Below are 1,319 nucleotides of genomic sequence, written 5' to 3'. Positions count from 1 at the left end.
GTCGGCCTGAAGATTCAGGCCGACCGGCGGAAAATAAGCCCCCTGGGGGAGATTGAGGACGAACCGGCTACCGGCCGGCCCCGCTCACCTCTCGAGCAGCCAGGTCAAGATCCGCGGCAGCGCATGCAGCGCGTCGAAGTGCGCGGCGGTCGGTTCGAGTACGGCCGTCGCGCCGGGGATGCGCTGGGCCAGCCAGCGGGAGTGGCCCACGGGTGAGAAGACGTCCTTCTCGCCGTGCCAGAGCATCACCGGGCCCTTGATGTCGGCGGGGTCGAAGCCCCAGGGGCTGCAGAAGGCGAGTGCGTCGTCGATCCAGCCGTACGCGGAAGTGCGCAGCGCCTCCTGGTAGTTGCGAAGCAGCATGGACCTGACGCCCGCGTCCGACACCACCATCCGGTCGGAGTCGGTCAGCTCCCTGCGCAGATCGTCGAGCAGCCGGATCGGGTCCTTCCTGATCTCGGCGGAGCGCAGGATGAACCGCTCGATCAGCCCTGCCGGGTCGTCCGACGCGCTGGTGTACTCCAGGACATTGGACGTGGCCATGCCCTCGAACCAGTCGAGTCCGTCGGCGTCCCTGGGCGCGAGCGTCACCAGAGCGGCGGTACGGGTGACCCGCTCCGGCATCAGGGCAGCGCAGGCCAGCGCGTGCGGTGCGCCGCCCGAGCGGCCCACCACGGCGAACCGCTCCAGGCCGAGCTCGTCGGCGATCGCCCGTACGTCTTGGGCGACATCGGCGACGCTGCGTCCCGCCAGCCGGTCCGAACCGCCGTAGCCGGGGCGGTCGTACGCGATCAGCTGCGTGCCGCGCTGGTACAGGACCATGCCGCGCGGCGCCGGGCCAAGCCGGCTGCCGGGGGTGCCGTGCAGCAGGAACACCGGTCTGCCGCGCGGATCGCCCAGCCGTTCCACCATCAGATGCCGCCCGTCCGCCGCGCGCACCCGACGTCGCACTCCCGAGCCCCCTTCGTCGTAAGTGCCCCGTGCAGGCATGTGAGCTTTGGCATTCCCCACCGGTTCGATGATTACCCATCAGGACCCTGACCGGGACCGCCTTTGAAGTCATTTCGGGGTTACCGTCGAAGAGGTAGGTGCAGGCGCGTCCACATCGCACCCCAGGGGCCCGGTGCTGCCCTTCCCGGTGGAGCTGCTGCGGTTCCTGGAGCGGGCCCAGCAGCCGCTGCCGCCCGCGGAACCCGGTCCCGCGGAGACGAAAACAGGACAGGACTAGGAGCGTGTCTCAGTAACCGGCAACCCGCCTGCGTTCGTGATCATTGGTGCGGGATGATCTCGGTATGCGTGGTGGCGTCGGGGAGTGGAGG

At 69.6% G+C, this 1,319-nt stretch carries 1 protein-coding gene and 1 pseudogene; one reads left to right on the top strand and one right to left on the bottom strand.

Annotated elements, in window-relative coordinates; all coding sequences use genetic code 11:
• Window positions 1–84: 84 nt before the first annotated feature.
• Window positions 85–951 carry an alpha/beta fold hydrolase gene (locus tag ACWDO5_RS35700; RefSeq protein WP_450534677.1) on the bottom strand — a complete coding sequence of 289 codons (867 nt, stop codon included), beginning with the start codon at window positions 949–951 and terminating at the stop codon, window positions 85–87.
• 172 nt (window positions 952–1,123) lie between these two features.
• Here ACWDO5_RS35700 and ACWDO5_RS35695 point away from each other — a divergent pair.
• Window positions 1,124–1,228 (top strand): annotated as a pseudogene (locus tag ACWDO5_RS35695) (slipin family protein); the annotation flags it as partial.
• Window positions 1,229–1,319 lie beyond the last annotated feature (91 nt).

The organism is Streptomyces sp. NPDC000880 (assembly GCF_053599675.1).
The sequence above is the reverse complement of the archived record's forward strand: the minus strand, read 5'-3'. Positions and strand labels throughout refer to the sequence as shown.